Below are 25,397 nucleotides of genomic sequence, written 5' to 3'. Positions count from 1 at the left end.
TTGATGTGTCAACTCTCGGCTGATCAAGGTAAAGATGGCCAGCTTTTTTGGTAATCTGTGATGAGTGAGGGAACACTTTTTTGGTAAAAAGGAAGCTAAATGATGACACAATCTAAATTACCCATGCAAATTGAAGTGCGTGGCGCACGCGTTCATAATCTAAAAAATATTGATGTTAACATTCCGCTACATCAATTCGTCGCGATTTCTGGACTGTCTGGTTCAGGCAAAAGTTCACTTGCCATGGGTATTTTGTACGAGGAAGGCTCCCGTCGCTATCTAGAAGCGCTGTCGACTTATACACGCCGCCGTATCAAGCTTGGGGCGCAGGCGGAAGTCACGAGTGTTAAGCATATTCCATCCGCATTGGCACTGAAACAGCGGCCAACTGTGCCATCAGAGCGTGCGACCGTCGGAACAATAAGCGAGATTTTCAACGTGATTCGCCTGATTTTCTCACGATTAGGCTCACCCGTTTGTCCGAATGGTCATCGATTGCCCCCGAGTTTAAAACTTGCACAGGCAATGAGCAAGACCGGTGAACAAATGGGGCGGCTAACTTGTCCAACCTGTGGAATCTCTTTCAACACCTTTAGTGCTGAGGACTTCGCGTTCAACGCCGGTGGTGCTTGTACGAATTGTCAAGGCACTGGCTTAGTCAGATCTCTCGACGAAAGCAAACTCATTCTAGATGAGAACTTAAGCTTAGCAGAAGGTGCAGTGGCGTCATGGCATTTGCCCGGTCGTAATTTTATGCCTAGTGTTGCCGAGCAAGCTGGTGTTCGCATTCACGTGCCTTATCGTTTGTTGTCGGACAAAGAGAAAGACTTCGTTCTGAATGGCCCGCAGCAGAAATTCAAGATGGATTTTCGCTCAGGTACTGGCCGTGTCTTTCATGATTTCAACGCGCTATACGAAAATGCGCATCAAGCCGTCTTGGCTTCTGCCAAGTCGAGCAAGAGTGAACGAGCTCAGCAAAAAATCGGGACCTTTTTTCATTACGCAACTTGTCCAATCTGCCAAGGGACGCGGTTAAAGCCGGAATTGCTTCAACAATTAGCCGGGCAACTAAATATTGCCCAAGTTAACGACTTGAGTCTGCGTGAGCTAGCAGATTGGAAACAGACCGTGTTGGAAACTCTGGCGCCGAATATGACGCAATTAGCCAGGTCGCTTTTTCATGAATTTGATGAGAATTTACGGCCGTTACTCGAATTGGGGTTGGATTATCTCACCTTGTCACGAAATGGAAATTCATTATCCACCGGTGAGCTTCAACGAATCCAATTAGCACGAACATTGCGGACCCAAACAACGGGTGTGCTTTACATCTTGGATGAACCGTCGATAGGGTTACATCCTGACAATATTAGTGGTCTGTTAAACGTCTTCAAAGCGCTAGTGGCACAAGGGAACTCGCTAGTCGTCGTCGATCATGATGTCGATATTATCAAGGCTGCCGATTGGATTATCGAGATTGGACCGGGATCAGGCGAGGCAGGCGGAAAGATTTTAACCGCAGGCACGCCCGCAACCGTCGCACAAGATCCGCAATCAAAAATCGGCCCCTATTTGAACGGGCAAGCAACGTTATTGGCGAGACCGTTGGCGGAGCGAGTTGCCGTCGAAACGATTGATTTTGAAGTGGCTGATTATTATAATTTGAAATCTGTCCATGCTAAGTTGCCGATCAATCAATTAAGCGCGATTACCGGGTTCTCAGGCGCAGGCAAAACGAGCTTGATTCTGAATAGCTTAGTCCCAGCAATTGAGGCGCGGGGTAAGGGGCAGCAATTGCCAACTCAGGTCAAACAACTTCAGACTTCATTGGTTGACGTGGTGAGCGTTGACGCCGCTCCAATTGGCAAAACAGCACGCTCGACCGTTGCGACCTACACGAGTATGATGGATAATTTACGACGCCTCTTTGCGAGTCAATCACTCGCTAAAGAGAAGCATTACACGTCGAGCTATTTCTCTTACAATAATAAACAAGGCGCTTGTCCGAATTGCGGGGGGACTGGTGTAGTTACCCTCGACATCCAATTCTTGCCTGATATGCAGCAAGTCTGTCCTGTTTGCCATGGTGATCGCTATAATCAAGCGGTGCAAACGGTCAAATGGCATGATCAATCTATCGTTGATCTCTTGAAGCTGGACGTCCGATCAGCGTTGCCAATCTTTAAAAGAGTTCCGAAAATTGAGCAAGATCTCAAGTTATTGCAAGAAGTCGGCCTTGATTATTTGCATCTCGGCGAGAGCACCCCTAGTTTATCTGGTGGGGAGGCGCAAAGGCTGAAATTGGTCAAACACTTGAACCATGATCAGGCAACGACGCTGTTTGTTTTTGATGAGCCAACAATTGGTTTGCATCCGCTCGATGTTAAGGTGCTATTAGGCGTCATGCAGCAGCTACTCGATCAAGGCGCAACCATCATCACGATTACGCATGATTTGAATCTCATTATTAACGCCGATTATGTTTTGGATATGGGGCCTGGCGGGGGCAAGAATGGGGGTCAAATCGTTGCAGCTGGTCGGCCAATCGATTTGATCAAACACCCGCGTAGCTTGACCAGTCAATATCTTGCTGGATATTGGCATCAATTTAACTAAATTCAACGCAAAAAAGTATCTCTTCATCGTTACTTTGAGCGGTAAAGAGATACTTTTTTGAGGCGTGGCGCTTCTAGATGCATCGGTTATTCGATCCGTCCGAAAAATTCGAGTAACTTGGTTTTGGTGAGGGCTGACTTCTCTTCGCCACGAACATCAAGCGTAATTTCACCGGCGTTAAGGACAATCAAACGATTACCATATTTGAGCGCGTCATCCAGGTGATGCGTGATCATCAAACAAGTCAAGTGCTGTGACGTGATGGTCTGATTGGTTTGCGTCATTAATTGATCACTCGTTTTTGGATCAAGTGCAGCAGTGTGTTCATCGAGTAGCAGCAGATCGGGGCGCTGTTGAGTTGCCATCAAGAAACTCAAGGCTTGACGCTGACCACCAGAGAGATCTTCCGTCGCCGTATCAAGATGTTCCTCCAGACCGTTACCCATTGTGGCGAGTAATGTTTTGAAGCCGGCTTGATGTTGCTTAAGGCGACGTGGACTGAAGCTGCGGCGTTGACCGCGTTTGAGTGCTAATAATAAGTTTTCGCTGACGGTCATTCTGGGTGCAGTTCCCAATTTAGGGTCTTGGAAAACACGAGCCAAAAATTGAGCACGTTTCTCAGGACTTACTTTTGCCAAGTCATGGCCAAGATGTAGGACCCGTCCGCCATCGATGGGGATCGTTCCAGCAATGACATTGAATAAGGTCGACTTACCCGCACCATTCGTTCCGAGCACTGTCACGAATTCGCCAGCTTCGATCGTTAAATTCAAATTTTTGAGAATAGTGGTCTGATTGGGTGTATGTCGATTGGCATAGGTCACAATGTTTTCTAAAGTTAAAATTGCAGTTGCAGATTCAGTCATGTTTCGCAACTCCTTTCTGGATGACATGGTCGAGTTTCAAAGATTTACTGAGATTTGGCAGCATCAGACAGAGCGCGAGGATGATTGCTGAAATCAGATTCAAGTCGTTAGTGCTGAAGCCGAGTTGTAAGACGATCAAGATGACGAAACGATAGATGATACTACCGAGTGCGACGGCAATTAATCGCTGATTTAGCGTCAATTCGCCGAAGACGACTTCGCCGATAATGATCGAAGCGAGGGCAATCACGATAATCCCGATGCCCATGTTGATATCGGCGTAGCCATTGCTCTGTGCAATCAATGCGCCGCTGAGACCGATCAGACCGTTGGAAATCATCAAACCCACAATCGTCATCCGATCAGTATTAATGCCGATCGATTGAGCCATTGTTGGATTATCGCCGGTCACGATAAAGGCTTGGCCAAGATCGGTTTGCAAGAAATAAATCAGTAGGCCGGTGATGATTGAAATTGTAATCAGACCAACAACGACTGAATCGAAGTAACGTGGCAAATGGGCAAGAAACGCGTGACTAAAAATCGTGCGTTCACCCATCAATGAAATCGTCGAGCTACCCATAATTCGTAAGTTGATCGATAGACAAGCCGTCATCACGAGAATGCCGGCCAGTAAAATTGGAATTTTCCCTTTCGTGTAGAGCAACCCTGTGATCAAACCTGCTGTTGCGCCAGCGAGAAATGCCAAGGTGATCGAAACGCTAGGTGAAAGGTGATGGGTTAAACTGACAACAGCCACGGCCGCCCCTAATGGAAAAGTGCCCTCGACAGTCATATCTGGAAAATCGAGAATCCGGAAGGTCAGGAAGAGTGCAACTCCCAAGATAGCCCATAGTAACCCTTGACCAATACTAGATACAATCATACTCATTTGAAAATCTCTCCTTTAGTTTCGGCATCTTTCATGATGTGTTCGGGAATTTTGACGCTTAAAATCTTGGCTTCTTTTTCGTTGATCACGTAATTGCCCTTTAAGACATAGGCAACGGGGTAAGTCTTCGTTGAACGACCATTGAGGACACGTGCGGCCATTTGTCCCGCCACTTTACCTAAATCGAATTGTTTAATGGCGTATGAAGCGAGGCCACCATCTTTTACCATCGTATCTGCCGAGGCAACGATGACTTTCTTCTCTTTATTTGCGACGTTGGTCAGTGTTTTCATGGCTGAGGCAACACCATTGTCTTGAGGCGCGTAGATAGCATCAACTTCACTGACCATTTTCTGAGCGACCTGTTGCATGTCGTTCGTATTGCTGATCGTATACATTTTGACCTTGACACCGGATTTGATGGCTAATGCTTGGAATTTCTTAGCGTTGTACTCACCACCATGATCACTTGAAGTATAGATGACGCCAATCGTCTTAGCAGTTGGAACGAGCTCGCGTAGCAAGCTGAGAAGCTTTGGCAGCGGGGACTCACCTGAAGTTCCAGTGACATTTGTGCCAGGGCGCTTGTCCGACTTCACAAGTTTGGCACCTTTGGGATCGGTCACGCCGGCGATAATAATCGGTGTTTTACCTTTGGCTGCGTTTGCGGCTGCTTGAGCAGAAGGGGTTGCGATTGCACCAATCAGGTCCGCCTTTTCATTGATAAACTTCGTGCTCATCGTTTTCAGATTACTTTGATCAGCTTGAGCGTTTTGAAAATCAACTTTGATATTTTTGCCGGGTGTGTAACCTTCAGACTTTAAGCCGGCGATGAATCCTTGATGAATTTCATCTAGCGCAGGGTGCGATTGGAGTTGTAAGAGCCCGATGACAGGGATTTGTTTAGCTGCGGGTTTCTTGGGATGTTGGGTGTAAAAAAAGGCGAATCCTAAAAATACGACAAGTGCGGCGATAAATCCAATCATTCTTTTCATTTGAAAAACCTCGATTAATTTTATTAGATTTAGTTAATGGCTAAGACATAAAAAAAGGCAAACCAGCATGCTCTGGTTTGCCATAAAGGTTTTCCGGAAGCCTGCTGTGGAAATAAATCCATGCAGACCTCTTTGTTGAAGGAACACAAAAGTGAGTCGGCACAGATACAAACTGTTTGCCAGATTGTATCCGTGTGATTGCAGGTTACAATCGGCTGTGCCGGCTTTGCCATGAACGATTAACATTGGACATGAACGTTAACTTTTGCATTTCACTCAAACTCCTTTGACTTGAATTAAGGAATTGACATCAGTATAAGCAAAATATAAAACAGTGTCAATCTTTTTTTTAAATCTTTTTTTAACGCATGCGATTGATCCCTCTGTCACAGGTATCAAGCCACTGTTTCTGTGATGAAGCTGGGGTATACATAGACATACTTTGCGGCAGTATTGTCGAGCACCACATCTAAAAGTAATGATTGCGAGTTTTTGCAATCGTCTCACTGATTTTGAACATGATATCATTAGGCCTAAGCGGTCACAAGTGGTGAGTGTCTTTTCATTGTTTTCTTGGTGAAAACGTGGTATATTATATCTTGCATAAATATGTATGATGGGGCTGACTTTGGATACCAACTTGTCAGCCTATTTCTTGCTTATACTGAGGGAAGTGAGAAGCGTGGCCGGAAGAATTCCTACTGAGTTCATCGAAGAAGTCCGGGAGAAGACGAATATTGTTGACGTTGTGAGTCAATATGTCCAGTTGAAGAAACAAGGTAAAAACTTATTTGGCTTGTGTCCCTTCCATGAAGAAAAAACACCTTCTTTCTCGGTTGCGGAAGATAAACAAATTTTTAACTGCTTCAGTTGTCATCGTGGGGGAAATGTCTTCAAGTTTTTAATGGAGATCGAAGATATTTCTTTTCCAGAGGCGGTTCTCAAAGCAGCCGACTTTAGTGATATTGCACTGCCTCAACAGTTGTCTGAGCAAAAATTTGGTGACGTCGAGCACTCACAAGCGCAGCAATTGCGCCAGGTTTATGAGAGTGTGCAGCAGTTATACTCGCACGTGTTACTGAAGACCAAAGTTGGCGAGCCAGCACTCACTTACTTGCAGAAACGTGGGTTAGACGAGTCGGCAATCGATGAGTTTGGGCTAGGCTTTGCGCCAAATGAGACGAATCTGGTCTTGAATTTTCTCGAAAATCGTCATGTTTCACGAGAGTTATTGGTTCGTTCCGGATTGTTCGTGCAGCGGCAAGACGGTCAATTGATGGACCGTTTTCGTGGCCGCGTGATGTTTCCCATTTTAGATCAAGGTGGGCATGTCATCGCGTTCTCAGGTCGCTTATTAGCTAAGTCGGAGACGGAACCAAAATATTTGAATTCGCCTGAGACAGAGCTTTTCCAAAAGCGTGAAGTGCTCTATCATTTTTCTCAGGCGAAACAAACGATACGACAAACTGCGACGGCCTATTTATTCGAAGGATTCATGGATGTCATCAGTGCCTATCGTGCCGGAATCAAAAACGGCGTCGCATCAATGGGAACGAGTTTGACCTCGCAGCAACTCTACTTGTTATCTCGTGTCACGCGTCAGCTGGTTATTTGTTATGATGGTGATGAACCTGGACAAAATGCCATCGCGGATGCACTTGAGTTGGTGAAGGATCGACAGTTCGACGTTGGCGTGGTTATGTTGCCGGATGGACAAGATCCAGATGAATATATCAAGGCACACGGCAATGAGGCATTTCAAAAACAACTGAACGATCATGTCTTGACCCCTTTTGCGTTTCAACTTCAACGAGTTGCCGGGCAATATAATTTTTCTGTAGATAGTGAGCGTTTGGGCTACGTTCAAGCGGCATTGCAGTTATTGGTGACAGTTGAATCGACGGTTGAACAGGATCTCTATTTACGCCAGATTGCTGATCAAGCGACGATTGATTTGACGGCGCTCAAGAGTGAATTTGAGAAGGCACGACGTCAGTATCAGCGCAAGCAACGCGCTGAGAAACGACAAACGCGTTTCGCACAGCCGACTAATGTCCAAACCAGTCATGCACCATCGCCAGTTTTTAGTACCGTCTTGAATCGAACGGAGATTTCCGAGCGACGGTTGCTGAGTCTGGCAATGACGGATCGAACATTGACGCAACAATTGATCGATGATCCTAATTTTGCTTTTAGCAATGCGCATATCCAGGAATTATTCTTGCAGTGGCAGGACTATCTTGAGCAACCAGTTGAACATACTGTCGCGGGATTTACAGATTATTTGACGCCAGAGTTGCAAAAATTACTCTTAGAGATTGAAATGGCAGAATTACCAGATCAAATCAGCGATGATGAAGTTCAAGATTATATTCAAAATATTCAACGTGCACGAATTAATCAACGCATGCAGCAAGCGCAACAACAAGTTAAATTGGCAACTGCACAAGGCGACACGGATGCACAAACAAAGTGGCTCATTGAACTGTTACAACTTAAGCGTCAGTTAAGTCAATAGTAGACACAGGGGGTACAAATATGGTGGCAAAAGAAACTAAGAAACAACACGAAAAAAAATTAGAAACAGCAGTCAAGGCATTGGTTCAGGCACATAAGATCGATAAAGAAATTACCAATGATGAATTAGTCTCGAAAATCGTTCAACCATTTGAACTCGAAGATCAGGCCGTTGATGAACTCATGCAGCGTATGGAAGACCAAGGCTATGCTATCGTCGACGAGAATGGTGATCCAAGTGAGCGTTCCCTCAAAAAGGAAACTAAAGTCACTAAGAAAGACTTAACGAATTTATCCGCACCAACAGGCGTCAAGATCAACGACCCCGTCAGAATGTATCTCAAGGAAATTGGTCGTGTGCCATTGTTGAAAGCCGAAGAGGAAGTCGCACTAGCTTTGAAGATCGAAGAGGGCGACCAAATTGCTAAGCAAAAACTAGCAGAGGCTAACCTACGTCTGGTGGTTTCTATTGCCAAACGTTACGTTGGTCGTGGCATGCAATTCTTAGATTTGATTCAAGAAGGTAATATGGGCTTGATGAAGGCCGTTGAGAAGTTCGATTATCGCAAGGGATTCAAGTTTTCAACGTACGCCACCTGGTGGATCCGTCAGGCAATTACCCGTGCGATAGCCGATCAAGCTCGGACAATTCGGATTCCAGTGCACATGGTCGAAACAATCAATAAGTTGATTCGAATCCAACGTCAATTACTGCAAGATCTTGGCCGTGAACCCACACCCGAAGAGATTGGTGCAGAAATGGATATGCCGACCGAAAAAGTTCGTGAGATTTTGAAAATTGCTCAAGAACCGGTTTCCTTGGAAACACCAATTGGTGAAGAGGACGATTCACATCTTGGCGATTTCATCGAAGATCACGATGCGACGAGTCCCGAAGAGCACGCGTCATACGAGCTGCTCAAGGAACAATTGGAGAGTGTCCTCGATACGCTGACAGATCGCGAGGAGAACGTTTTGCGCTTACGCTTTGGACTTGACGACGGTCGTACTCGGACGTTAGAAGAAGTGGGTAAAGTCTTCGGTGTCACTCGTGAACGAATTCGTCAGATTGAAGCCAAGGCCTTGCGCAAGCTTCGACATCCTTCACGTTCAAATCAATTAAAAGATTTTCTTGAATAGTCGACACAGCAGTTGACGTCATTCAAACCATGGTTGCTCACTGGGCCATGGTTTTTTCTGTGCATGATCTGAGGATCGCACGAATAAACGGCAGATCAATCATTGCGAAGAATGGCAGATTTTTGGTAGAAATTCAGACTTTCTCAGTCGAATATTTGTTATAATTGTGGCATGACTATCTCATCCTGAGGAGTGAAAGTAATCATTAAATTATCCAAACGTTTACAAGCAGTTGCCGCATTAACGACGCCCTGGCGGCGAATTGCGGATATTGGCTCCGACCATGCCCACTTGCCAATCTATTTAAAGGCAACGGATCAAATCGATTATGCGGTTTGCGGAGAAGTTGTTGAGGGCCCTTATCGAATTGCACGCGATCATGTTCAGACCAGCGGTTATGCGGACCAATTGATTGTCCGGCTGGCTGATGGCTTGGCTGCCATTGAACCTGCGGATCAGATTGAATGCGCCGTGATTGCCGGCATGGGTGGCATGTTGATCACTGAAATCTTGAATCAAGGGACGCAACCCTTGCAATCGTTAAAGGCACTTGTGCTACAACCTAATCAAAATGTGGATGTTGTTCGCCAATGGCTAGGGCAACATCGCTGGCGGATCGTGGCAGAAAATTTGGTGTTCGACGAGAATCACTATTACCAAATGATGCTAGCCGTTCCTGATGCCGACCGGATTGATTACCAGCCAATCGAATTATTGATGGGACCGGTGATGCTTCAACAGGTTCATTCGGAAGAGGATTTTCGGGCTTACTGGCAGTTCCAATTGAAGCAGAAACAACAATTATTAGCACAGCTGATGCGTGCGAGCGAACCAATAACGGCCAAGATCCAAAAAGTTCAGACAGAGATTCGTTTCATTAAGGAGGGATTAGATGCGACCGACCGTTCAACAAATCATTGATTTCATGGACACGATTTTCCCACCTGCAAATGCGGAACCTGACGATCCGATTGGTCTGCAGATTGGCAATCGTGCTCAGACTGTTCGACGAATTTTAGTGACGTTAGATGTCCGTCCTGAAGTCGTTCAAGAGGCGATTGAAGTGGGTGCGGATCTAATTATTGCGCATCATCCATTGATGTTTCGACCCGCGCCACAATTGGACTATGCGGATCCACAGCAGCGCATGTACATGGAACTGATCAAACACCAGATTTCTGTTTTTGCAGCACACACGAATCTTGATGAGACGCCAGATGGGATGAATCATTGGTTGGCGGACCAGTTGGGCTTGATTGAACAACAACCCTTTAATCTACGACCAAAATCGTTCCAGCTACCGACGATTTACCTTGGAGTAATCGGCGAGCTACCGCAAATGATGACCGTACATCAATTTGCGGATCATTGTCGAACGGCATTTTCAGTCGATGGCTTGCGTTTGATGACGCAACAGCCTGACCAACTGATTTCTCGTGTTGCAGTGATTGGTGGCGATGGTGGTAAGTTTTATCCAGAGGTTTTGCAGGCAAAGGCACAGGTTTTCGTGACCGGCGATGTTTACTATCACACGGCGCATGACATGTTGGCAAATGGCCTCAGTGTGATCGACCCAGGTCATCACATTGAAGCCATCATCAAGCAGAAATTACCGCCAATTTTGCAAGCAGCTTTTGAACAAGCAGACTGGCAGGTAGATCTCTTGAGCTCGCAATTAAGTACAGATCCCTTTCAATTTATAAACTAAGACACTTTAAAAAAATGATCAACAATTTGGAGGCTTTTACAATGACAAACTATGAAGATCTCATTCCACGCTTTTTAAAGTATGTGAAAACAGAGACACGTTCTGATGAAGAGTCAAACACCGTTCCTTCTGCACCAAACGAAGTCACCTTTCTCCATGAACTTGAACAAGAGTTAAATGACCTAGGACTAGCAGAAGTCAAGTATAACGAGGCCAATGGTTATGTAACTGGATTGTTGCCAAGTAATCTCGATAAGAACGTTCCAACGATTGGCTTCCTCGCCCACGTTGATACGGCTGACTTCAATGCGAATGGTGTCAACCCTCAATTTGTTGAGAATTATGACGGTCAATCAATCATTAAACTCGATCCAGCGGGCGATTTTGTCTTGGATCCCGCAGAATTTCCAAGCCTGAAAAAGTATGCAGGACACACCTTGATTACGACAGATGGTAGTACCTTACTCGGATCTGATGATAAGTCAGGCGTCGCCGAAATCATGGCGATGCTGTCATATTTGTTGGCCCATCCAGAAATTAAACATGGTGATTTGAAGGTTGGTTTCGGCCCAGATGAAGAAATTGGGACGGGTGCCGACCGCTTTGACGTCGCTGATTTCGACGCTGACTTTGCCTATACCGTTGATGGCGGCCCACTTGGCCAACTCGAATACGAAACCTTCAGTGCAGCTGCCTTTAAACTGCATATCCAAGGCAAAAACGTTCATCCAAGTGGTGCAAAGGGTATTATGGTCAACGCGATTCAATTAGGCGTCGACTTCCAATCGGCTTTTCCTGCCAACGAAACACCTGAAACCACGGAAGGACGCGAAGGTTACTATCACTTGCTGAGCTTTAACGGGACCGTCGAAGAGGCTGATCTTGATTACATTATTCGTGATTTTGAAACAACTGGGCTTGAAGCTCGGAAACAATTTGTGACCGACCTGGTTGCCAAAATGAACGCACAATTTGACGAACCACGATTGACACTCAAGATGTGGGATCAATATCAGAATATGATTGACGTCATGAAGGACCACATGTCAGTTGTTCAATTAGCAGAGCGCGCAATGAACGCACTGGGCATTACCCCGGATGAGGAACCCGTTCGCGGCGGCACAGATGGCTCAAAAATCTCGTTCATGGGCTTGCCAACGCCGAATATTTTTGCTGGTGGTGAAAACATGCACGGTCGATATGAGTATGTCTCAACACAAGTGATGTCTCAAGCCGTCGACGTCTTGCTGAAAATCAACGAATTAAATGTCACAGAAAACTAGTCATGTCTGATCTTACACAACAATATACCTTGTTTGCCCATCCAGCCAAGCACAGTCTCTCACCGCAGATTCATAATGAGGGGTTTCGAGTGAATCGTCTAGATGCGGTTTATTTTGTGATCGATACCGAAGCAGCCGGCTCAGAGATTGCGGCGGAGATTCGAACCCGACCATTGGCAGGCTGCAATCTATCGTTACCACTCAAAGAAACGCTGATCCCAGAATTAGACGAGATCAGTCCAACCGCACAATTAATTGGAGCGGTCAATACGGTCAAAAATATAGCCGGTCGCTTGATTGGCACCAATACAGATGGTGAAGGTCTGATTGCAGATATCCAGGCTAACAACGTCAACCTTTCCGGTAAACGAATTTTATTACTAGGTGGGGGCGCCTGTGCTCGCGCCATCCTCGTTGCGTTGGCGGCTCGGCAGCCGCTGGAAGTGACGGTGATTCAGCGTGCAAATCGGCCTCATTTTCAACAGGTCCAGACACTCATCACTATCCTCCAATCGGCATCAGAACCACTAGTTAGCAACTTAACGTGCGTCGATTGGTCGTGGCTCGCGTCCGCTGAATTAGAAAGTTACGACCTGGTGATCAACGCAACTAGCTTAGGATTTGGTGCCCATCACGCACAGGCGCCGCTTTCAATCGAGCAATTACGTCGATTCCAACCAACCACTCAAATTTGGGATGTTATCTATGAACCGCGTGAAACGCACTTCCTACAAGCAAGTCGAGAATTGGGATTAACCACACACAATGGCCTGGGCATGTTGCTACAGCAAGCCGCACGATCATTCGACTTCTGGACCGGTCACAAGTTACCGCTAGCAGTCATTGAAAAAACTTTGAAGTGAGGGAATAATTGATGATCATTCAATTTAAGAAACCTTTAGATCAAGAAATTTTGACAGATATTTTAGCATCACTGAAACAAGCCCATCATCACGGTGTTTTGGTCGAAAATCACCTCGTCGTTTTCGACACCGATACCTTTGATTTTACTGAACGTCAAAAATCCGCTATTGCACGGCTTGAGTCCAAGCAGCCAAGATATGTCTTGAGTAGTCGTGCTTTTAAGCCAAATGACACTATCGTGAAGACACCACATAACCAAATTGGTGGGCACAACTTAACGTTAATGGCTGGACCATGTTCTGTTGAAAATGAGGAAATGATTCATCGTGTTGCCGCGGCAGTTAAAGCTGCTGGCGCGTCTGTTTTGCGTGGCGGTGCTTTCAAACCTCGCACCTCACCATATGACTTTCAAGGCTTGGGCGTTGAAGGCCTAACTTATTTAAGAGAAGCCGCAGATGAAAACGGTCTGGACGTCATCACTGAGGTCATGTCGGTTGAGGAAATTGATGCGGTTGGTCAGTACACCGATATTTTTCAAATTGGAGCGCGCAACATGCAGAACTACGAATTGCTGAAGGCTGTGGGTCGAACCCACCAGCCGGTTGCGTTGAAACGCGGGTTGTCTGCAACCATCGATGAGCTGTTGAACGCAGCAGAATACATCGCAAGCCAGGGAAATTTCAATATCATGTTGGTTGAACGGGGAATTCGTTCATTCGATGGCACATACACCCGTAATGTTTTAGATGTTGGTGCCGTACCGGTTCTCCATCAGTTGACGCATTTCCCTGTGATTATTGATCCAAGCCATGCTACTGGACATGCCGATCTCGTGACGCCATTAGCTGCCGCTGGGGTTGCAGCAGGCGCCCAGGGACTCTTGGTCGAAGTTCACGAAAATCCCGCACAGGCGCTCTCAGACGCCGCACAACAATTGACGCCAGCACAATTTGCGAAGCTGGCCACTCGTGCTCAAAAAATTCATGAGCTAGATGGCGCGATTGCTGAGGAAAAGAAAGCCATCGTCAAAGCGGCTGTGTCAGAGGATAATCACGAGAGTCACCACTCTGCCACGAATCCAGACGAGAACCATGACTGAATGGCAATTGAAGTTGGCTGACCGGCAGACGAACATCCTGATTGAAATCAACGCGAGTCAGCACTTGTTCGATCAACTCGTCTCATTGAAAGGTCACCAAGTTTTGTTGTTGACCGATGAGCACATTGCACCGTTGCATTTGCAACGCATGCAACAACAATTGAGCCAATATTGTCAGGTGGTTCCCGTTGTTCTACCGGCAGGAGAAGCAACGAAAAATTTGGATCAGGTTAAACAACTCTACACCATTTTGATGCAACATCAATTCACACGTACCGATGCGATTGTTGCATTAGGTGGCGGCGTCATTGGCGATTTAGGCGCGCTGATTGCCAGCACCTACATGCGAGGCATGACTTTAGTCCAAGTACCGACCACAATTATTGCCCAGTCTGATAGCAGTATTGGCGGTAAAACGGCGATTGATTTTCAGGGGATCAAGAATTTGATTGGAACCTTCTATCCTGCACAAACAGTGATTGTAGACCCTAAATTATTGTTAACACTGCCAAAACGTGATCTAGCTGCGGGCATGGTCGAGATCATCAAGTGTCTGTTAATCAGTTCGCGGCAACCAGAAGACGCGCAACTTTTGGAACAGTTATTGCTGGCCACTAAGTCGAGTGTGAGACTGTCACTCGATTTGCTTGCAGTTTTGGTGACTCGCGGTTTACAGATTAAGTCGGCGTTAGTCAGCCGTGATTTTTATGATTATAAAGAACGTCGCTATCTGAATTTTGGACATACGATTGGCCACGCGGTCGAAGCTTTGGCTCAGGGTGACCTTCTGCATGGCGAGGCGGTTGGAATTGGAATGATTGCACTGATGCGGGCTGCAGTTGACCATCACGAGTTGCCGCTTAATACACTCGTGATGACAGAAACGTTGTTCAAACAATTAGCGTTGCCAACAGAAATTCCACGGACAATTTCACACGAGGCGATTCTAGCACGCACCAGGCTCGATAAAAAAGCGGATGATCATGGCTTGACACTCGTCAAAATCAATGATGTCGGCCAACCTTTCTTGGTACCCATGACTCACGCCGCGTTTAAAAAATGGTTAGGGTGGTAATCGATGGAATATGTGACAGCAGGGGAATCTCATGGTCCCTATCTATCTGCGATTATTTCTGGCTTTCCGGCGAATGTCCAACTAGATCAACAGCGACTATTGGCTGACTTGCGTCAACGTCAAATTGGTTACGGTCGTGGTGGCCGGATGCAAATTGAAACAGATCAAGTCCAGATTATTTCAGGGGTTCGTTTTGGCAAGACTTTGGGTTCTCCAATTGGGTTGTTGCTGCCCAATCGTGATTTTGAGAATTGGCATGCAGTGATGTCGGTTTGGCCAACCACGACGCAAAACAGCGCGACTGTCACTAAGCGAATCATCACTCGGCCGCGTCCTGGACACGCGGATTTAGTGGGCGGTTTGAAATACGATCAGTTGCGTGATCTTCGCAATGTCCTTGAACGTGCGAGTGCACGTGAGACGGCAATGAGGGTTGCGATTGGCAGCCTCTGTCAGCAATTTCTGGCACAATTCGGAATTGTGATCGCGGGTGTAGTGACTCAAATTGGAGCAGCATCTTTATCACAAGAGTCTTTGCGACAAGCCTCACGCCCCCAATCGCGACGCGACTTCGAACGAGAAGTCATTGCACCGATTCGCCAACAATCAACCCGAACACTTGACGTGGAAACCAACTCACGGATGCAGGCCACAATCGATCAAGCAAAATCAGATCAGACCACACTAGGCGGCCAAATTCGGGTGATCGTTCAAGGTTTACCCTTAGGTTTGGGAAGCTATGTCAGCGCGAATCGCAAGTTAGACGCACGTTTAAGTTCAGCCTTAATGAGTATTAATGCAATCAAAGGTGTCAGTTTCGGCGACGGGTTTGATTTTGGACACGAAACCGGTCGAGCTGCAGTTGATGCCATCTTCTGGCAAAACGACAGCTACCAGCGATCAGAGAACCACCAAGGGGGTCTAGAAGGCGGGATGACCAACGGGATGCCGTTAATTATTGATCTTGTGATGAAACCCATTCCGACCCAACCAACGGGGGCGCCGACCGTTGACATTCGGACTCACGAGTTGACACGTGCGACCGTTGAACGTTCGGATACAACGGCAGTGCCGGCAGCTTCGGTGATTGCAGAGGCGATGACGGCAATAACAGTGATGCAGGCCTTCTGTGAGATGTTTGGTGAAGATGAGAATCAGCGCATTCAGCAAAACTTCGCACGCTATCAACGTTACCTCAAAGGTCAGCGGACTGAAGGACAAGAGCGATCATGATGACCACGAATCTCATTTCACAACAATATCAGATGCAACTTCAAATCAAACCAGGTCAATCGATTCAAGGCACGTATCAAACGCCGGCAGACAAGAGTATTTCTCACCGGGCGTTGATTTTTGGCGCGATTGCTGCTGGCAATACGGTGATCGACAATCTACTGGTTTCTGATGATGTCGAACGCACACAGCAAGCGCTGCAAGCGCTGGGTATTCAGATTGAAACTCGACAACACCAAACCGTCGTGCATGGCCTAGCTGGTTTTAATTTTCAACCTCAGCATTCACTCACACGCTTAAATTTGGGAAATTCTGGCACGACAGCGAGATTATTAATGGGCCTTCTTGCTAAGCAACCTCATACAATCCAACTGAGTGGGGATCTGAGCTTGAACCAACGACCGATGGCACGTGTCATTTCACCGTTGACCACAATGGGTATGCGAGCTGAATATTTAGCAGATCATGGAATGTTGCCGTTGCAAATTTTACCAACGACGCAGCTACGCGGGATCAAGTATACGTTGCCGGTTGCCAGCGCACAGTTGAAATCCGCCTTGATTCTTGGCGCACTACAGGCAGATGCACCTTCACATTTCCGACAACCCGCAGTAAGTCGGGATCATACAGAAAAAATGCTGTGGCAATTTGGTGGGTGCTCAAATCTTCATGTGGAGGGAAATTTGTTGACCGTTTCACCGCTCCAGCGTCCACTACAAGCACAACATGTCGTTGTCCCTGGTGATCCATCGAGCGCCGCCTTCTTGATCAGCGCAGCGTTGTTACTGCCGGGAAGTCAGTTGCTTGTCGAAAATCAAAGCTTGAACGAAACACGAACAGGATTTTTAAGATTGGTGCAACAATTAGCACCGCAAGCGATTGAAGTGTCCGTTTCGCGAGACGACACTGCAGGTGAACCTCGAGGAGATATTTTAGTTAAGCATGCCCATCAACAATTACCAGCTTTTCAAATCAATGGTCGGTTATTGGGATGTTTGATTGATGAAATCCCGATCTTGAGTTTGTTGGCAACGCAATGTCAAGGAACCACCATTATTCGTGAGGCAACTGAATTGCGTTACAAAGAAACCGATCGACTACACGTGATCACCACCGAATTGACCAAGTTAGGGGCAATCATTCGTGAACAACCTGATGGTCTAATCATCGAAGGACCCACAAAGTTGCACGCATCGGATGATGAAGCAACTGTATCTGCACACGCCGATCATCGAATTGCAATGATGTTGGTGATTGCGGCCATCTTGAGTGGTCAACATTTTTCAATTGAGGGATTGGACAGTATTGCAATTTCTAATCCGACTTTCATCACTGATCTTCAACAATTGTTGCGAGTTGAATCGCAATGGGACCAACTTTAGAAATCTATTCATTGGAACAAAGGACAGCTATCGTGGCAATCATCTTAATTGGTTTTATGGGCGCGGGCAAGACAACATTGGCGCGCACACTTGCACAGCAACATCGACTGACTTTTATCGATACGGATGAACTACTCGGTCGCCAATTTCAGACAACAACCGGTAATTTATTTAACCAGGTCGGGGAAGAAAAGTTTCGTCGACTTGAATTTGAAACTTTGCGGCAGACGTTATCGACGGATGTGCCAATTGTGGCAACGGGTGGTGGCATTATTGAGTCATCAGAGAGTCGTCGTTTGCTTCAACAAGCTGCAACTGTTTTCTGGTTAAACGTTGATTACTCAACCTGCTATCGGCGAATTGCAGCAGATACGACCCGTCCACTGGTGACTCAGTCGACCTCAGATGCCCTGTATCAACGATTCTGCCAACGCGAATCCATTTATCGGCAGGTTGCGACTCATGAAATTACGGCCACAAAAAAATCTCCTCGGCAGTTGGCCGAAGAGATCTGGCAGTTGAAGACGTCATGATTATTGCCGTCTATAAATTTGGATCAACTCTGAAATTAAGTGGTGAGGCGGCAGTTTGCGCTGTGATTAAATCAGTCACTAATTTTTGATAGCCTTTGATGGCAATGCTAGCAACTTTCAAGTTAGCTTCATCAATGGCTTTTTGTTTGCCTTCATTTGGAAGTTCGGCAATGACCTGATCACTTTTAACCAGCTGTTGCCACATTCGTTGGTTAACTTGATCTTGAGTAGACATGAGTTGGCGTTGGTAATGCTGCCAATTGCGGTCCAGCAAAACGCTGGCCTGCTTAAAGAGCCAGTAAGCAGAATTGTTGGTGTAAGTTTCCTTACCACGCGTATACATCATTGGCACCTTTACACCGGTTGAATAGAATGGAACGTAGACACTTTGTGCACTGACACCCATCGCTAACCAATGGATTCCTACCAATGACTCATCAACCCCGCTGCGGAGTTGTAGGAGATGTGATTCTTGAGTGGTTGCGACACTAATTGGGCGATATCGAATCGTTGCTTGAGGATTTGCGACGAGGTCAAAATCTGTGCCTTGGAAGTGATCGGATAAGACGCGTTCGGCTTGGGCAATCGAAATCGGATCATCAGGTCGACGGGTGAAGGGAAGTTCGAATGAATGAGGTTGTTGCGTCACGGATGGTGTCAAGAGGCGCTGGCCGCTCCAGACACGAGGCGTGTTGTAGACCAAGTCAGAATCATCGGCGGTTCCGAAGATCCGACGAAAATTAAACGGACGATCAGCTGGCCAGAGGTGATGGTCTTGAACGAATGATTCTAAATTTGGTGATGTGATAAATTGATCCGCATCCTTAAAGTCAACGACTTGAATGGCTAGCTGGTTGGCAACTACCGCGTATTGATCGTCAGGGATCCGTTGTGCGACCCATTGGTGACCGGAACCAACTTCGAAGTACCAAGCCTCATCCTGATCCGCAAACAAAATGCCATTCGCCTCGGCACTGCCGTGTTCGTCGATGATTTTGCCTAAGCGGCGGACACCTTCACGCGCAGTTTTGACGTAGGGGAGCACTACGGTGATGATGGCCTCCTCAAGGAGACCGGTCTCGAGTTCGAATGGATCTACTGCTAGCACACGCTCGTTTGCATAGGCACTCTCTGTGGCGCTGATTGCAACATGATACTCGTTGATGCCATCCTCGGCAAAGATACCATAATGATCCGTCCATTCTGGTGTGGCAGAGTATTGATAGGCAACTTCTGGTAGCGCTAAGCGAAACTTATTCGCTTTGGAAATAAATTCGGCGTTAGGTTGTTGACGGTGTGGATTGAATTGCAAGTGTTTCGGCCAGGCAGTACGGCTGTCTTCGTTACGACCAATGATTACCGTCCCATCTAGACTGGCTTTTTTACCAATGAGAATGGAAGTGCAAGATGATCTAAAAATCGGTTTCGTCATGATTAAGTCTCCTTTGAACGGCTAATTATGCTAAAATAAATTGAATAATAATTCTAACTCACAAGAAAAGGAGCGACACTTATGCCTTTAGTTCATATTGATTTAATTGCAGGTCGTAGTCAAGAACAATTGAAAGCTTTAGTCAAAGACGTTACCGACGCCATTGTAAAAGATACGGGTGCACCTGCAGAACACGTTCACGTGGTACTCAACGAAATGCAGAAAGATCGTTATTCGGTCGGCGGTATTTTAAAGAGTGACGAGCAGTAGTTCATTGGGCATCAACAATTTTGAATGTCACTGATTAAACACACGGTGATCAACCGCTGTGTTTTTTTGATGTCATCAATTGTTTCCAGCAGACCAGAACCGCGCGTCTCAAGAATGCACGAAGGCCGCCTAGATGGCTAGATATTGGGCCAAATAATCGGCTAAGCCATCCTGATTGTTGTTCAACGTCGTAATATCGTTGGCTGCTTTTTTGATGGCGGAGGTCCCGTTAGCCATGGCAACGCCCCAGCCGACATTGGTTAACATTTCCAAGTCATTCGATTCGTCACCAAATGCAATAATATCGGCGTTCGGAATGTTGAAATAGTCAGCAACATATTGGACGCCGGCATATTTGTTGATGCCTTCATGGACGATTTCGATGGCATTCACTTGCCCACCCCAGCTATTCAATTCAATATGTGGATATTTCTGTTTCAAGAAAGTTTTGATGGCAGGTTGATCCTGATTATCAACAAAAATCGTCAACGAAGTTGGATTGGTTTGTAACGACTGCTCACTCAGGATTTGATTGCTCTTCAATGTGGTCGGGAAGAAGCCAATATCAAGATCGACGATTTGATCGGCGAAGAGGAAGTTTTTACCTTCCGCAGCAACCATGTGGATTGGCAAATCTTGCTTCATCTTTAGCACATCAAAGACGAGATCACGTGGGATCGTTGAACTTTTCTCGCCGGCCCATTCTTGATCGGGAACGTGGATCAAACCACCGTTAAAGTTGACCATCGGGCTTTTCAGTCGGAGATCGTGATAATAATTGACGCTAATCCGATTCGGGCGACCGGTCGCAATTGCCACGATATTGCCTGCATCTTCCGCTTTTTTCAGTACTGCAGCCGTTCGTGAACTGATTTGAGATTGATTATTCAAGGTGGTGCCATCTAGATCAAGTGCAATTAATTTTTTTGTCATTTTAAATGTCCTCTGAAATGGTTTAATTTCATTCGACGAGCCAATTTTTAGGGCGAGGTCGAAGCTAAAAATACATATTATCTCATTTTATCAAAAAAACCTCGTGCAATAAAGCCCGACGTCAATAAACTGCTGATCATCTCATGAATTCCAGGGGATGCACTGGTTGAAGCTTTGGACTGATTTCCGTTGCTCTTTGATCCTTTTCTCGGTATAATCGGGGACAGGGAGTGAGTTTATGGCCACTGATGAACAGAAAGAAAAAATATTGACCGCCCTCGAAAACGTGATTGATCCCGAATTGGGTATCGATATCGTTAACTTGGGCCTGGTTTATGACGTTGACTTAGATGAAGATGGTTTGGCGACCGTCAATATGACGTTGACCACGATGGGCTGTCCGTTGACCGATTATTTGTCCGATCAGATCAATACCGCGCTTAAGGTTTTGCCTGAAGTTGATGATGTTGATATCGAATTGGTCTGGTATCCGCAGTGGACGCCGGAGATGATGAGTCGCTATGCTCGCATCTCGCTCGGAATCGGTTGATCCTCGCTTGAGTATGTTCCGCTTCTAGTGAGTACGGGCTTTTCATAATAATCGATCAATCTCGTGATGTTTTTTAGGTGATACAAAAAAACGACCCCCAGTGAGGTCGCTGATGAATTTGGTAAAATTACTTTTTGCTTGCTAAGTATGCAGTCAAATGATCGATGTCTTCTTGACTTGGTTCGAGTTCTCCAGCCTTGATCTGGTGAATCTTCTCGACACTGAAGTGACTTTCAAACGCAATTTGTGTATCGGTTAATTCCTTGCGTTTCTGTAAGTCGATTAATTCTTCTGCAATTTTTGACAATGACATATCAAAACCTCCTTGAGTAGCACAGGTTAATTTTACCATTAATCAGAAAAATAGAGAAAGTAAAACAGGTGAAAAAATGGAAGTTAATGAATTAGCCAATTTTCCAACAACAGAGTTTGCCGCTTTTTCGACCGCTAAAATGACTTATTTCTTGCCATACACGGCCAAGACTAGCAAAGAGACTATCGAACAATTCTTCGGTGAAGATTTCGGTAAGAAGGCCGATATCATTAATCATCAATTGGTTGTTCTTGGGAGCGAAGGCTGGTCCCCAGTACAAGAGGGCCGGATCATCGCTAAGTTCACCAATAACAAATACAAGGTGATTGATGTCAACTATTATCGCCGAAACTTTAATGATCCCATCATCGACGAAAAAGGTCAGGGAATCTATTAATTTAACCAGGTATGAATTTCATCGAGATCTAGGGGTGGAATTGGTGCCAGCTCGATTGATTTGAGTCGTGTCATTGCGCGTGGCGGCTTTGCGTTGATGATCTGGCGTAGAATTTGGATAGATTCAAAATCTCGTTTACCATCATCGCGTCCGGTAATGCTCTCCAGCACAAATTCAGGGGTTAAATAAGCATCAAGTGGGGCGATCACAAGTTGTTTGTGGTCGCTCTTTTTATTTGCGAGAAGGAGCGGGGTGGCAGCAACTGCCGTTGTCACACCTATCGTGTAATTTGTTGCCATTTGAAATTGCTTGATCGTCTGTTTTGCTTGTCCCTTAAAAACGACTTCAAACGTGCAAAAGTCTTGGGCTGTCATTAACCGCTGAAGTTGACCGGCGTCAAATTCAATCGATGGCGTTGCATCTGGCAGTAACTGATGCATGAGCGCGTTCAATAAATGTTGTGTGGCTTGAGGTAGCCGGACTGATTCACCAGCGATTAGTCGTGCAAAGGGCGTCTGGGCCAATGTGCTAACGTTGATATGTCCGAATTGGGTACCGGCGCTATTCAACGTGTTCGCATAACCAGCGGCGACAGCGAGTTCTAAGTGATCAGCGTCGATTGCCAAATCGAGTGGTTGATTGGTAGGCGCGTCGACTAACAATTGTCGTAACGCTGCGACAACAGGCATCAAACTCAGCAACTCATCAACATCAACCACTTGCAAATTTTCATGGCTCGTTAACTCAACGCATGCTGTGGTAGGTGATGAGCTATCGAAAATCTGACAATTCGCTTGGTCGGCGATTGCGTTCAGCTCAATTTGTCTGAAGGTATCTAACTGACTTCCGTCGACAATTCCCAACAACTTCTGCGCCGAGGTCAGTTGATGGCCTAACGCAATCAATAGATCAGGGTTAGTGCTGACGAAGACATGCTGTGTAGTTATTAATTTATCGGCGAAAGTGGTCATCAACAGACTGGCGATATCGGCTAGCGTCATCGTTGCGCCATGAAACATTTCACCAAAGCTTACTTCAGAGGCGGGGTCGTCTTCATGACCAAGCACGTGATCAAAAGTGACCCAGGTCGCCAATTTCTTTTGTTTGAAGGTATTCGCAAGTGCAATTTGGATGGCGTCTTCGACTTGTCCTGGTGATAATTCTGGCATGAAGGCGGCAACAACTGTTTTCAAAATTGAAGCCGTCTCGGCCGTGTCGTCGTTTGAAAGTGGTGGTTGGTCGGCGAGTGTCAGTTGATCAACAGGTTGCCAGAATCGGGATGAACCGTTATTTGTTGATGGTGTTGTCACTTGATCGTTCATTTAATCGCATCCTTCTTATTAGTTAACATTCAGGTTGTGAAGTCAGGTACTCACTCAGGTCCATTGTAACGTAACCGGTTACAAATTTACAGTTGCAATTCATCAAATTCGTATTAATTCCGTAAAATCACGGGGATTTTTTGCTATTTTTGGGCTGGTTCGCTAAAATATAGGCTATGGATTATTTAACACGTTTATCAGAACTGACACAGCCATACGCAGCAGTCCTTAATTTACAGCTGCAACTTGACGAAGTGCATCGCTGTCTGGATGAAATCGGCAACGAACAGCTGCTTTCACGACCATTTCCTCGATTAGGCTTAACCCAAGACGATTGGTGGTTATTCATTGAAACCGCTAGCCAGCAACGATCACAACGCCAAATCGATACGGATTTTGCTGCGATTGATCATTTGCTTCGAAACTTTCGAAAGTTCTTACAATATCGTTTCGGTCAGTGGACGCTTATCAGCCAGCAAGCCCTCGACATTTGGTCTAAATATTGGCCGAGTCGACGTTATCTAGAACTGATGGCGGGCAACGGTGCGTTGTCAAAGGCGCTGCACCAACGAGGACAAGCCGTGATTGCAACGGATAGTTTTTCATGGCAAAGCGAGAACGTGACTGGACGCCATCTCGTCTATCCCGTGGAAAACTTCACGGCGTCTGCAGCAGTCGCCAAGTATGGTCAACAAGTCGACGCCATTATTCTGAGTTGGAGTCCAGATCGTGATCCGCTGGATTGGGCGTTGCTTAATCAGATTCGTCAACTAACACCACAACCGGACTTACTCGTGATTGGCGAGAAATTTGGCGTCACGAATAGTGAACTATTTTGGCGAACACAAGCCCCACGTTTTTCGCCGCAGGTTCAGCTGATCAATCGTTATCTACCGCAACATGATCAGATTGCCGAACGACTTTTTCTTTTTCGTTAACCAGATTTGGAGCGTATTCAGAATGAAAAAAAAGCTTTTCATCGACTTACTTTTAGTGGTCCTCAGCGGACTCATTTTTGTCAGTTTTCGGCAGAATGAGCAACGCAATAATGAGAGTCGTCTCAACCGAAACGACTTGTCTGTCAATAGTTTGATTGTTTCGGGGGCTAAGAACCAATCTGTCGAAACTGCGATTCAAAAACTGGCTAAGCATTCGGTGACTGACTTTCAACTGCAGCTCGTCAGTCGTAAAGATGCTAACCTATCGTATGTTTATGCCAAAGGAAAGACGCGCTATACCTTACCTTTGACTTCCGGACGGACCTTTAACGAGAATGATTATCGTTCCAAGGTGCCATTCGTGATCCTGGGTTCTGACCTGAGTAAAGAGGCCTACCAGCCCCAATCGCAGATGTATTATCATTTACGTGAGACTTATCTGGCGGTCATCGGTGTGACTGGTGATAAAACTGACTCGGCAATTAATCATCACCTCTTCATTTCGTTGTCGCCGAATCAGACAGATCTTGGCAGTTTGCGGACAGCTGATTTTCGGATCATCTATGATCCAACCACGCCTCAGAAGCATGACACCAAGTCGATATTACGATTGTTTAATGCCCATTCGACCAAACGTCTGGTTGATGTCTCAACAGTCAAGCGTGAACGACAAGGGTGGTTCGAGCGTTCAGGGATGATCTTGACCCAGGTGATTTTGATCATGGTTCTAATGATCATCTTGGCATGGATTTTAGGGTATCTGATTATTTACTCGACGAAGAATTTCCAGATGCGGCCGTTTTTCAAAAATCAATTGTCACTTAGCATGGTTGGTCAATACGCGACGCACCTCGTCCTTGCAACCGTCATTGGTTGGCTGATCGGTTGGCGAGTGCAATCAATCGAACAGCCGGCCGTGATTTTCTGGCTATTGGTGGGATTTGATGTCTTCGCCACATTGGTTATTTATCTCTACCTGAGTTATTCGAAGCACTATGCGCATTTACGTGCGGTTATCAAGAAGAAAGATTGAGTTGAA

At 46.1% G+C, this 25,397-nt stretch carries 24 protein-coding genes; 17 read left to right on the top strand and 7 right to left on the bottom strand.

Annotated elements, in window-relative coordinates:
* Window positions 1–102: 102 nt before the first annotated feature.
* On the top strand, window positions 103–2,616 hold the full coding sequence (locus tag FC15_RS03690; protein ID WP_057824083.1) for an excinuclease ABC subunit UvrA: 2,514 nt from the start codon (window positions 103–105) through the stop codon (window positions 2,614–2,616).
* A gap of 86 nt (window positions 2,617–2,702) precedes the next feature.
* On the opposite strand, the gene FC15_RS03685 is transcribed toward FC15_RS03690, so the two are convergent.
* From FC15_RS03685 to trpX, 3 genes are read right to left on the bottom strand one after another with little or no spacing between them, the layout of a single operon-like run.
* Window positions 2,703–3,482, bottom strand: coding sequence for an ABC transporter ATP-binding protein (locus FC15_RS03685; RefSeq protein WP_057824081.1), 780 nt, complete (start codon window positions 3,480–3,482; stop codon window positions 2,703–2,705).
* The gene (locus FC15_RS03680) at window positions 3,475–4,374 is read right to left on the bottom strand and encodes an ABC transporter permease (protein ID WP_057824079.1); all 900 of its coding nucleotides are present in this window, start codon (window positions 4,372–4,374) and stop codon (window positions 3,475–3,477) included. Before FC15_RS03680 ends, FC15_RS03685 begins: the two co-directional genes overlap by 8 nt.
* A complete protein-coding gene (gene trpX, locus FC15_RS03675) occupies window positions 4,371–5,369 on the bottom strand; it encodes a tryptophan ABC transporter substrate-binding protein (RefSeq protein ID WP_057824077.1) in 999 nt (332 codons plus the stop codon). The genes FC15_RS03680 and trpX overlap by 4 nt, the downstream gene beginning before the upstream one ends.
* 682 nt (window positions 5,370–6,051) lie before the next feature.
* Between trpX and dnaG the strand changes: the two genes are divergently transcribed.
* The 11 genes from dnaG (at window position 6,052) to FC15_RS03620 (ending at window position 18,203) form a co-directional block, all read left to right on the top strand.
* On the top strand, window positions 6,052–7,887 hold the full coding sequence (gene dnaG, locus FC15_RS03670; RefSeq protein ID WP_057824075.1) for a DNA primase: 1,836 nt from the start codon (window positions 6,052–6,054) through the stop codon (window positions 7,885–7,887).
* A 20-nt stretch (window positions 7,888–7,907) separates the two neighbouring features.
* Window positions 7,908–9,026, top strand: coding sequence for an RNA polymerase sigma factor RpoD (gene rpoD / locus FC15_RS03665; RefSeq protein WP_146979088.1), 1,119 nt, complete (start codon window positions 7,908–7,910; stop codon window positions 9,024–9,026).
* Between the two features lie 192 nt (window positions 9,027–9,218).
* Window positions 9,219–9,947 carry a tRNA (adenine(22)-N(1))-methyltransferase gene (locus tag FC15_RS03660; RefSeq protein WP_057824073.1) on the top strand — a complete coding sequence of 243 codons (729 nt, stop codon included), beginning with the start codon at window positions 9,219–9,221 and terminating at the stop codon, window positions 9,945–9,947.
* A complete protein-coding gene (locus FC15_RS03655) occupies window positions 9,919–10,734 on the top strand; it encodes a Nif3-like dinuclear metal center hexameric protein (RefSeq protein WP_057824071.1) in 816 nt (271 codons plus the stop codon). Before FC15_RS03660 ends, FC15_RS03655 begins: the two co-directional genes overlap by 29 nt.
* 41 nt (window positions 10,735–10,775) lie before the next feature.
* A complete protein-coding gene (gene pepT, locus FC15_RS03650; protein WP_057824069.1) occupies window positions 10,776–12,017 on the top strand; it encodes a peptidase T in 1,242 nt (413 codons plus the stop codon).
* Between the two features lie 2 nt (window positions 12,018–12,019).
* Entirely contained in the window at window positions 12,020–12,880 is an 861-nt protein-coding gene (locus tag FC15_RS03645; RefSeq protein ID WP_083479073.1) for a shikimate dehydrogenase family protein, read from the top strand.
* Between the two features lie 11 nt (window positions 12,881–12,891).
* Window positions 12,892–13,980: a 3-deoxy-7-phosphoheptulonate synthase gene (aroF, locus tag FC15_RS03640; protein WP_083479072.1), complete on the top strand. Its 1,089-nt coding sequence runs from the start codon at window positions 12,892–12,894 to the stop codon at window positions 13,978–13,980.
* Window positions 13,973–15,055 carry a 3-dehydroquinate synthase gene (aroB, locus tag FC15_RS03635; protein WP_057824065.1) on the top strand — a complete coding sequence of 361 codons (1,083 nt, stop codon included), beginning with the start codon at window positions 13,973–13,975 and terminating at the stop codon, window positions 15,053–15,055. Before aroF ends, aroB begins: the two co-directional genes overlap by 8 nt.
* Before the next feature lie 3 nt (window positions 15,056–15,058).
* Window positions 15,059–16,288 carry a chorismate synthase gene (aroC, locus tag FC15_RS03630; RefSeq protein WP_057824063.1) on the top strand — a complete coding sequence of 410 codons (1,230 nt, stop codon included), beginning with the start codon at window positions 15,059–15,061 and terminating at the stop codon, window positions 16,286–16,288.
* Entirely contained in the window at window positions 16,288–17,670 is a 1,383-nt protein-coding gene (gene aroA, locus FC15_RS03625) for a 3-phosphoshikimate 1-carboxyvinyltransferase (RefSeq protein ID WP_057824062.1), read from the top strand. The genes aroC and aroA overlap by 1 nt, the downstream gene beginning before the upstream one ends.
* Window positions 17,655–18,203, top strand: a complete 549-nt coding sequence (locus FC15_RS03620) for a shikimate kinase (RefSeq protein ID WP_057824060.1) — start codon at window positions 17,655–17,657, stop codon at window positions 18,201–18,203. The genes aroA and FC15_RS03620 overlap by 16 nt, the downstream gene beginning before the upstream one ends.
* 10 nt (window positions 18,204–18,213) lie before the next feature.
* On the opposite strand, the gene FC15_RS03615 is transcribed toward FC15_RS03620, so the two are convergent.
* Window positions 18,214–19,635 carry a C69 family dipeptidase gene (locus FC15_RS03615; RefSeq protein ID WP_057824058.1) on the bottom strand — a complete coding sequence of 474 codons (1,422 nt, stop codon included), beginning with the start codon at window positions 19,633–19,635 and terminating at the stop codon, window positions 18,214–18,216.
* 81 nt (window positions 19,636–19,716) lie between these two features.
* On the opposite strand from FC15_RS03615, the gene FC15_RS03610 reads away from it, so the two are divergent.
* Window positions 19,717–19,905, top strand: coding sequence for a 2-hydroxymuconate tautomerase (locus FC15_RS03610; RefSeq protein WP_057824056.1), 189 nt, complete (start codon window positions 19,717–19,719; stop codon window positions 19,903–19,905).
* 129 nt (window positions 19,906–20,034) lie between these two features.
* Here the strand turns inward: FC15_RS03610 and FC15_RS03605 are convergent, their stop codons facing one another.
* Window positions 20,035–20,838, bottom strand: a complete 804-nt coding sequence (locus FC15_RS03605) for a Cof-type HAD-IIB family hydrolase (protein ID WP_057824054.1) — start codon at window positions 20,836–20,838, stop codon at window positions 20,035–20,037.
* Window positions 20,839–21,076: 238 nt separating this feature from the next.
* On the opposite strand from FC15_RS03605, the gene FC15_RS03600 reads away from it, so the two are divergent.
* On the top strand, window positions 21,077–21,388 hold the full coding sequence (locus FC15_RS03600) for a metal-sulfur cluster assembly factor (protein WP_057824052.1): 312 nt from the start codon (window positions 21,077–21,079) through the stop codon (window positions 21,386–21,388).
* A 127-nt stretch (window positions 21,389–21,515) separates the two neighbouring features.
* Here FC15_RS03600 and FC15_RS03595 read toward each other — a convergent pair whose 3' ends face one another.
* Entirely contained in the window at window positions 21,516–21,701 is a 186-nt protein-coding gene (locus FC15_RS03595) for an LBP_cg2779 family protein (RefSeq protein WP_057824050.1), read from the bottom strand.
* Between the two features lie 76 nt (window positions 21,702–21,777).
* Between FC15_RS03595 and FC15_RS03590 the strand changes: the two genes are divergently transcribed.
* Window positions 21,778–22,098 carry a hypothetical protein gene (locus FC15_RS03590; RefSeq protein ID WP_057824049.1) on the top strand — a complete coding sequence of 107 codons (321 nt, stop codon included), beginning with the start codon at window positions 21,778–21,780 and terminating at the stop codon, window positions 22,096–22,098.
* On the opposite strand, the gene FC15_RS03585 is transcribed toward FC15_RS03590, so the two are convergent.
* Entirely contained in the window at window positions 22,095–23,420 is a 1,326-nt protein-coding gene (locus FC15_RS03585; protein ID WP_057824047.1) for a hypothetical protein, read from the bottom strand. The two genes, FC15_RS03590 and FC15_RS03585, sit on opposite strands and share 4 nt — an antisense overlap.
* Window positions 23,421–23,596: 176 nt before the next feature.
* On the opposite strand from FC15_RS03585, the gene FC15_RS03580 reads away from it, so the two are divergent.
* Together FC15_RS03580 and FC15_RS03575 are read left to right on the top strand one after the other, a co-directional pair.
* Window positions 23,597–24,358, top strand: coding sequence for a hypothetical protein (locus FC15_RS03580; RefSeq protein ID WP_057824045.1), 762 nt, complete (start codon window positions 23,597–23,599; stop codon window positions 24,356–24,358).
* A gap of 22 nt (window positions 24,359–24,380) precedes the next feature.
* Window positions 24,381–25,391: a hypothetical protein gene (locus tag FC15_RS03575; protein ID WP_057824043.1), complete on the top strand. Its 1,011-nt coding sequence runs from the start codon at window positions 24,381–24,383 to the stop codon at window positions 25,389–25,391.
* The last annotated feature ends 6 nt before the right edge of the window (window positions 25,392–25,397 follow it).

Origin of the sequence: Lapidilactobacillus concavus DSM 17758, assembly GCF_001435835.1 — a bacterium.
Taxonomy (GTDB): Bacteria; Bacillota; Bacilli; order Lactobacillales; family Lactobacillaceae; genus Lapidilactobacillus; species Lapidilactobacillus concavus.
Note: the sequence above shows the minus strand (reverse complement) of the source record. Positions and strands in the feature narration are given on the sequence as shown.